Origin of the sequence: Pseudomonas sp. KK4 (genome assembly GCF_001984065.1) — a bacterium.
In the GTDB taxonomy this organism is placed as follows: domain Bacteria; phylum Pseudomonadota; class Gammaproteobacteria; order Pseudomonadales; family Pseudomonadaceae; genus Aquipseudomonas.
This window is the reverse complement of record NZ_LYVP01000179.1, coordinates 1-7,728: the sequence shown is the minus strand read 5'-3', so window position 1 is coordinate 7,728 and position 7,728 is coordinate 1. Positions and strand designations below refer to the sequence as shown.

Genomic DNA, 7,728 nt, shown 5'->3' with positions numbered 1-7,728 from the left:
GCCCAGATACAAACCTGCGGTGAACTGTGAAGGCCGTCTGGCACCCTACACACCGTCAAGGGGACAACAATGAGCACGCTCCAGCCTGAAACCGCCCTGCCTTCCGAACCCGTCAATCGCCTGCGCGTCGAGCAGTACACCCACGGCATCATCGGCCCGAGCCAGCCGATGCTTGGCCCGCTGGCCGATGGCGGCACCCTGATCACCGGCACGCCGCCGGGCTGCTGGGGGCCAATGATCACCCCGGCGTTCGAGGGCGGCCATGAAGTGACGCAACCGGTGCACGTAGTCGGCGCCGAGATCGGCGATGCCGTCGCGATCAAGATCAAGCGCATGCGCGTGACCTCGCTGGCGACTTCGTCCGGGGTCATGGCCTTCGTCGAGGGCCGCTACAACGGCGATCCGTTCGTCTCCAAGTTCTGCTCCAAGTGCGGCACCGAACACCCGGCCAGCCATGTCGAAGGCATCGGCGAAGACTCGATTCGCTGCAATACTTGCAACGCCGAAGTCAGCGCGTTCCGCTTCAGCCATGGCTACGTAATCGTGTTCGATGCACAGAACCAGGTCAGCCTGACGGTCAATCAGGCCATCGCCAACCAACTGGCCGGCAAGGCGTCCGAGATGTCGGCCCTGCCGGAATTCGCCGCCCAGCATTCGATCCTGTCCCTGGCCCGCGCCGACATTCCCGGCGTCGCCGCGCACATGCGCCCGTTCCTCGGCAACATCGGCACCATGCCGTCCCGGGACATACCCGATTCGCACAACTGCGCCGACTTCGGCCAATACCTGATCAACGCCCCGCACCGTTTCGGCATGAGCCGCGAAGAGCTGCATGCAGCCAAGACCGATGGCCACATGGACACCAACTCGATCCGCGAAGGCTGCGTGCTGATCTGCCCGGTGAAAGTGCCGGGGGCCGGGGTGTACATGGGGGATATGCACGCCCAGCAGGGCAACGGTGAAATCGCCGGTCACGCCACCGACTGCTCCGGGGAAACCGAAGTGGTGGTAGAGGTGGTGAAAAACCTGACTCTTGAAGGCCCGATCCTCCTGCAAAACCTCGACGACCTGCCGCCGATGGCCCGGCCCATGAACGCCGAACAGCGGGCCAGCGTCCGTGCCCTGGGCGAGCGCTGGGGCCAGCACGAGATTGAGCAGAGCGGCCCGATCACCTTCATCGGCAGTGGCGAAAACCTCAACCTGGCGGTGGAGAACGGCCTGCAGCGCGCCGCCAGTGTCACCGGCCTGCCGTACGACGAAGTGCTCAACCGTGCCACCATCACCGGCTCCATCGACATCAGCCGCCTGCCCGGCACCGTGCGCGTGACCTTCCTGTGCCCGATGAACGTGCTCGATCGCATGGGCATCGGCCATCTGGTGCGTGAGAAGTACGACCTGGCATAAGCCTGACCCGCGGGTCTGTACCACAGTGTGTACAGGCCCGCTTCCGATACAACGCCTGCCGTTTTCCGTCGAAGCACCACACAGACCCGATACACCGCCGGGGTTAACTGTGGCTGTGTTCCGACAACCCCGAGATCGACACCATGCAAACTCCCATCACATCCGCCAAGGCCAGCGCCGGGCTCGGCTTGCGTCGCGGTTTAATGAAAGACCTTCTGGCCGCCCCGGCCGGCCATTTCGATTTTCTAGAAGTCGCGCCGGAGAACTGGATCGGCATCGGCGGTGCCCATGGCGCGGCGTTGCGGTCACTGGCCGAACGTTATCCGTTGTCCTGCCACGGCCTGTCGTTGTCTCTGGGCGGGCCGTCGCCGCTGGACGTCGGCTTTCTGCAGGAGGTGCGGCTGTTCCTCGATCACTACCATGTGCCGTTGTACAGCGAGCACCTGAGTTACTGCAGCGACGACGGGCATCTGTACGACCTGTTGCCATTGCCCTTTACCGAAGAGGCGGTGCGCCACGTCGCCGCGCGCATCCGTCAGGCCCAGGACATTCTGGGCCGGCGCCTGGCGGTGGAAAACGTCTCTTACTACGCCGCGCCGCAACAGGACATGGACGAAGTGACCTTCACCAACGCCGTGCTGCGCGAAGCCGATTGCGACCTGTTGCTGGACGTCAACAACGTCTACGTCAACTCGATCAACCATGGCTTCGACCCACGGACTTTCCTGGCCGGCATCGATGCCGACCGGGTGGTGGCCATGCACATCGCCGGGCACTTCGATGAGTCCGACACCTTGAAAATCGACACCCATGGCGCTTCGGTGAAACCCGCGGTGTGGTCGTTGCTGGCCGATGCCTACGACCGGTTCGGCGCGCAACCGACCTTGCTGGAGCGTGACTTCAACTTCCCGGCGTTTTCCGAACTGGTCGCAGAATTGCAGACCATTCGCCGCCTGCAGACCCTGGAGGTGAGCCATGGCTAAGCGTTCGCTGTTGGATCAGCAAAGCAGCATGGGCCTTTACCTGCGCGACCCCGAGCATTGCCCGCCGCCGCCGGAAATGGACCCCCAGCGTGCCCAGGTGTATCGCGACCTGGTGTTTGCCAACCTGTCGAGCCTGATCAGCGGCACCTTTCCGGTGCTGGTGAATATTCTCGGTGACCAGCGCTGGCGGTCACTGGTGCGGATCTTCCTGCGGGACTGCCGCGCGCAGACGCCGAAATTCGGCGAGATCGCTGAGGAATTCGTCGAGTTTCTCGCCTCTGAACCTGCGGCGCTGGCCGACGGATCATGGCCGCCGTTCATGATTGAGCTGGCGCACTACGAATGGGTGGAAATGGCCCTGCAACAATCCGAGGCCGAGCCGTTGGCGCCCGGGGATGCGCAGTCGTTGATGGAGCGCCCGCTGCAGGTGTCGCCTCTGGCCTGGCCACTGGCCTATGCGTGGCCGGTGCAGCTGGTCGGGCCGGATTACCAGCCCGATGTGGTCCCGGCCGAACCGACTTTGTTACTGGTACGCCGGGATAAAGACTGGAGTGTGAAGTTTTCCTCGTTAACCCCGCTGGCCTGGCGCTTGTTGCAACGGATTGAGGCGTTTCCCGAGTTGAGCGGGCGTGAGCAGCTGGAAGGGTTGGCGCAAGAGGCGGGAAGCGCCGGGTCAGCGGCGTTCATGGTGAACGGAACGGCGTTGTTGCGGCAGTTGCAGGGGGAAGGGGTGGTGGGTGTAGCCACGCACAGCAAATGAACGACGCCAAGCCTGTAGGAGCGAGCATGCTCGCGATGGGCGTCCAGACGACGCGGGCAGTCAGACAGCCCACGTCATCGGTCACCACCATCGCGAGCATGCTCGCTCCTACAGGGTTATGGCTTGAGCTTCAACTCGGCACACAACCCGCCACCCTCGCGGTTGCTCAACGTCAATGATCCCCCGATCGCCAACGCCAGTTGCTGGGCAATCGCCAGGCCCAGGCCTGTGCCCCCGGTGCTGCGATTGCGTGAATTTTCCACGCGGTAGAACGGCTCCATGACCTGGGCCAGTTCCGCTTCGGCAATGCCCGGGCCCCGGTCCATGACTTTCACCGAAACGCTGCCGTCAGCCTTTTTCTCCACCAGCAACTCCGCTGCGCCGGCGAATTTCACGGCGTTGTCCGTCAGGTTCACCAGCACCCGGCGCAAAGCGTGGGGGCGGGTGTCGATCACGGTCAGGCTTTTGCCGCTCAACTGCACGTCCTTGCCCACGTCCTGATAATCGAACACCAGGCTGTCGAGGAACGAATCCAGGTCGGTGCGGCGGCTCTCTTCGGTGGCGCCATGGACGCTGCGGGCATAGGCGACGCCTTCGCGTACCAGGTGCTCCATCTCGCCCAAGTCATTCCACAGCTTTTCTTTCTCCACGCAGTCGTCCATGAACTCAGCGCGCAGTTTCATCCGGGTGATCGGTGTTTGCAGGTCGTGGGAGATCGCCGCCAGCAATTGCATGCGTTCCTTGAGGTAGGCGGCGATGCGTGCCTGCATGGCATTGAAGGCCTTGGCCGCGTGAGCCACTTCGGTGGGGCCTTCTTCGTCCAGCAGCACCGGATGGGTGTTGGGGTCCAGGGTGTCCACGGCTTCGGCGAGGCGGGTGAGGGGGCGGATGGCGATGCGCACGGCGAGCCAGCTACAAGCGAGCATCAGCGCCAGTTGCCCGATCAACACAATGGGTAGCCAGGGCGACAGCGGCACCATCGCCGGTCGCACGTCGATGGTCAACGGGTTGCCATCGGACAGTTTCAGATGGGCCTGAAAGTGTTTCCTCGGCCCTGGAATGTCGGTGAAGGTCATGGGGTATTGCTTGCCGACCGCGTCCACGATCGACGCCATTGCGATGGGCGCGTCGGGCATTTCCATGTCCATCGGCGTACCTTTTTCGCCTTCATTCAACAGGTAGCCGTAATTTTTGCGCTGCAACTGTTGCAACCAGTTCGGGCGCTCATTGGCCGGCAATCGATCGAGAATGGCAATGGAGGTCGAGACGTCGGTTTCCAGGTTGCCCAACATGGTGTTTTTCGCGCTTTCGTAGCGCTCGTAGTACTGCGCACCGAAGGACAAGGCCTGGGCCAGGATCAGGCCGATCAGGAAAATCAGCGACAGCCGTGACGCCAGGGTACGAGGCCAACGCAGCGAGAGGTTCATGCGGGTGCTCCGACAATTTCTACGGGCAGGGAAAACACATAGCCCTCGCTGCGCACGGTCTTGATGTAGGCCGGTTCCCGGGCGTCGTCCAGCAGGCGCTGGCGCAGGCGGCTGACCAGCAGGTCCACGGAGCGGTCGAACAGGTCGGCGTCGCGGCCCTGGGTCAGGTTGAGCAGTTGATCGCGGTTGAGCACTCGCTGCGGATGATCGAGGAATACCCGCAGCAGGCGGTATTCGGCGCCGCTGAGGGCGACCATGGTGCCGTCGCCATCGAGCAGGTGCCGGGCCGAGGTGTCCAGCTTCCAGCGCCCGAAGGCCAGCATCCGACTGGTTTCGGTCACCACCAGGTTCGGCGGCAGCATCCGCGTGCGGCGCAGCACGGCATTGATGCGCGCCAGCAGCTCGCGGGCGGCGAATGGCTTGACCAGGTAATCGTCGGCGCCCATTTCCAGGCCGATGATGCGGTCGGTCTCATCGTTGCGGGCGGTCAGCATCAGGATCGGCGTGGTCTTGTGTTTGCCCGCGCGCAGTTCGCGGCAGAGCATCAGGCCATCGTCGCCCGGCATCATGATGTCCATCACGATCAGGTCCACGGGGGTGGATTCGAGGAAGGTGCGCATCTGCCGGCCATCGGCCACCACCGTGGTGCGCAGGCCGTTCTTCTTCAGGTAGTTGCCCACCAGTTCGCGGATCTCTCGGTCATCGTCAACGATGAGAATGTGATCGACGTGTTCCATGGAGCTTGCCTCGTGCAAAGGGGGGATGTCGCACAGTCTATCGAGCCTTGGCCGGCTCGCCCGCCGCGGTTTGTATTGCAGTGTATCTGGCTTGTGAAGGGATACACACGGACAAGAAAACGCCGATTTTGCGCCTGTTTGTATCGCTCTGTATCCCGGCCGGACTCTGATACGTACCGATTTATACCGGCCTTTTCCCGACACATGCCGGATACCTCGCGAGCTTTAAATAGGTTCCATCGAGGCAAGCCCAACCGCCTCGAACCCACTTACGATCGAACCTGTTTTCAACCTTGAGGAATCCGCCATGAACACCAGAGCCATCTACGCCGCTTGCCTGTTTGCCGCCCTGAACATCTGCACCCTGTCAGCTCGCGCCGAGTCTGTGGTCAACGAAAAAACCTACACCTACGGCACGCAACTGGACATCAAGAAAGTGGTGTCGCTCAAGCAGGGTGATTCGCCGTCCTGCGGCATCGTCGATGCGCAACTGACCTACCTGGACTCGCACAACAAAACCCAGGTCCTGGACTACCGCAAGATCGCCGACAACTGCGCCTCGGACAATTGAGTCCGGCGATCAACGACTGCCCATCCCATTTGAAGCGAGGAACACCATCATGATCAATGTCAGCCGATTCCTGACCGCCATTGCCTTCACCGTCGCCGGCGCCGCGGCCCACGCTAACGCTGCGGTCGAGCACAACGCCTGCGGCAGCAGCACCTGCTTCCAGCTGACCCCGGTGGCCAAGCAGGGCGGCGAGGCCATCCTCGCGGAGGACGGTTACAGCCGCACGCCTCAGGGGCAGGTGGTTGCCGAGAATGGTTCGAGCCATACGCCGCAGGGCAAGTGGCTGGATGAACAGAACGCGTAACGCCTGGCCCCGCCGGACTCTGTAGGTGCGAGCTTGTGGTGAGGGGATTTATCCCCGCCAGGGCGCGGTCAATGCCACCCAAATTTTTCAAGGTGATCCCATGTTCCTCATCGCTTTTCTGGGCGGTATTTTGACCGTCCTCAGCCCCTGCATCCTGCCGGTGGTGCCGTTCCTGTTCGCGGGCGCCGATCGCACGCGTTCATCGATCCTGCTGACCCTCGGTGGCATGGCCCTGACCTTTGCCGCGGTCGCCAGCCTGGCGGTGGTCAGCAGCGAGTGGGTGATACAGGCCAGTAATGTCGGGCGCCATGTGGCCCTGATCGTGATGGTGCTGTTCGCCCTGTCGCTGATCTCCGCCCGGGTCGGCGACTGGCTGGCGCGGCCGTTCGTGTTGCTGGGCAATCGTCTGGACCGCAACAGCCGCAAGGTATCCGGCCCGCTGGGTTCGCTGATGATCGGCGTCGCCACCGGTCTGCTCTGGGCACCGTGTGCAGGGCCCATCCTCGGGGTGATCCTTACCGGCGCCATGCTGCAGGGCGCGAATGCCGGCACCAGCCTTTTGCTGGTGGCCTACGGTATGGGCAGTGCGTTGTCCCTGGGCGTGCTGATCTTTGCTGGTCGCGGTTTGGTCAATCGCCTGAAACCATCGATTCCGGTCACTGGCTGGTTGCGTCGTGGGGCCGGTGTTGCGGTGTTGGCCGGTGCGGCGGTGATTGCTACCGGTAGCGCCAACGTCCTGCTGGCCGGCACCTCGTCGCAGGGGGTCAGCAGCGTTGAAAAAGGCGTGCTGGAAACGGTACCGAAGGTCGTCGATTACCTGGTCAGCAAGGTCAAGGCTGATTCCATGGACAGCTCACAGGGCGCCATGCCTTCGCTGTCCGGTGCGGTGCAATGGATCAACTCGCCGGCGCTGACCAATGAGTCGCTCAAGGGCAAAGTGGTGCTGGTGGATTTCTGGACCTTCGACTGCATCAACTGCAAGCACACCCTGCCGTATGTGAAGGACTGGGCGAAGAAGTACGAGAAGGATGGCCTGGTGGTGATTGGCGTGCATACGCCGGAGTATGGGTTTGAGCGGATCATCGGTAACGTCAGGGACAAGGTGAAGGAGTACGGCATCACCTACCCGGTGGCGATCGACAACAATTATGCGATCTGGCGTAATTTCGATAACCAGTACTGGCCGGCGCATTACCTGATCGATGCCAAGGGGCAGGTGCGGTATACCCACTTTGGTGAAGGGAGCTATGACACGCAGGAGGAGATGATTCAGCAGTTGTTGAAAGAGGCCAGGGCGGGGGCTCCGGCGGCCTGAGGTTGGATGCTTCGTGGGGGCTGGGCTGCCGGCGATGGTGGCCTGGCAGCCGGCCAATCTCTCGCGGATGTACCCCAATCACCTGTGGGAGCGGGCTTGCTCGCGAAGGCGGCCTGATAGCCGACCTGGCTCTGGCTGATTGAGTACATATCCGTTGTTGCGGTAACGGCCGCTGGCGGTTTCGCCCTGACGGCGACTCACTTTTTTTTCAAACGCCAAAAAAAAGT

At 62.5% G+C, this 7,728-nt stretch carries 8 protein-coding genes; 6 read left to right on the top strand and 2 right to left on the bottom strand.

The window, feature by feature from the left end:
* Positions 1–69 precede the first annotated feature (69 nt).
* From B0W55_RS27945 to B0W55_RS27935, 3 genes are all read left to right on the top strand, one after another.
* Positions 70–1,404, top strand: a complete 1,335-nt coding sequence (locus B0W55_RS27945) for an acetamidase/formamidase family protein (protein ID WP_077049138.1) — start codon at positions 70–72, stop codon at positions 1,402–1,404.
* Positions 1,405–1,547: 143 nt separating this feature from the next.
* Positions 1,548–2,387, top strand: a complete 840-nt coding sequence (locus tag B0W55_RS27940) for a DUF692 domain-containing protein (RefSeq protein WP_077049137.1) — start codon at positions 1,548–1,550, stop codon at positions 2,385–2,387.
* Entirely contained in the window at positions 2,380–3,147 is a 768-nt protein-coding gene (locus B0W55_RS27935) for a DUF2063 domain-containing protein (protein ID WP_077049136.1), read from the top strand. The genes B0W55_RS27940 and B0W55_RS27935 overlap by 8 nt, the downstream gene beginning before the upstream one ends.
* 116 nt (positions 3,148–3,263) lie before the next feature.
* On the opposite strand, the gene B0W55_RS27930 is transcribed toward B0W55_RS27935, so the two are convergent.
* A complete protein-coding gene (locus B0W55_RS27930; protein WP_077049135.1) occupies positions 3,264–4,574 on the bottom strand; it encodes an ATP-binding protein in 1,311 nt (436 codons plus the stop codon).
* A complete protein-coding gene (locus B0W55_RS27925; protein ID WP_077049134.1) occupies positions 4,571–5,311 on the bottom strand; it encodes a response regulator in 741 nt (246 codons plus the stop codon). Before B0W55_RS27925 ends, B0W55_RS27930 begins: the two co-directional genes overlap by 4 nt.
* Positions 5,312–5,618: 307 nt before the next feature.
* Between B0W55_RS27925 and B0W55_RS27920 the strand changes: the two genes are divergently transcribed.
* The 3 genes from B0W55_RS27920 (at position 5,619) to B0W55_RS27910 (ending at position 7,501) form a co-directional block, all read left to right on the top strand.
* On the top strand, positions 5,619–5,882 hold the full coding sequence (locus tag B0W55_RS27920) for a DUF2790 domain-containing protein (RefSeq protein ID WP_077049133.1): 264 nt from the start codon (positions 5,619–5,621) through the stop codon (positions 5,880–5,882).
* A gap of 49 nt (positions 5,883–5,931) precedes the next feature.
* Complete coding sequence (locus tag B0W55_RS27915) at positions 5,932–6,186, top strand: hypothetical protein (protein ID WP_077049132.1); 255 nt, start codon at positions 5,932–5,934, stop codon at positions 6,184–6,186.
* A 100-nt stretch (positions 6,187–6,286) separates the two neighbouring features.
* A complete protein-coding gene (locus B0W55_RS27910) occupies positions 6,287–7,501 on the top strand; it encodes a cytochrome c biogenesis protein DipZ (protein WP_077049131.1) in 1,215 nt (404 codons plus the stop codon).
* Positions 7,502–7,728: the final 227 nt, after the last annotated feature.